The organism is Halomonas marinisediminis, from assembly GCF_004347715.1.
Classification (GTDB): Bacteria; Pseudomonadota; Gammaproteobacteria; order Pseudomonadales; family Halomonadaceae; genus Halomonas; species Halomonas icarae.
The window spans coordinates 1-225 of sequence record NZ_SLTR01000829.1 but is presented as its reverse complement, the minus strand read 5'-3'; the positions used below and the strand labels follow the sequence as shown (position 1 = coordinate 225).

Below are 225 nucleotides of genomic sequence, written 5' to 3'. Positions count from 1 at the left end.
CGACCCTTCTGGGTGCACCTCTGGGCGTGGACGGGGTGAGCCTCGTCGACGCGGACCCTGATATCGGCGATCTGGCGCTGATCGAAACCGATATCGCGGCCACGAACGGGATCGCCCATGTGCTCGACGGGGTGCTCTTGCCGGCGGATATCCTGAACGGGGACGGCGGGCGCGGGCGCGTCGATTTCGAGATCGGAGACGCGGGCAACGAGCGCTTCTTCACCG

Annotated in this window: 1 pseudogene; it reads left to right on the top strand. The window is 67.1% G+C overall.

The features are described 5' to 3' along the window. Positions 1 to 35: 35 nt before the first annotated feature. Positions 36 to 225, top strand: a pseudogene (locus E0702_RS18680) (hypothetical protein); the annotation flags it as partial.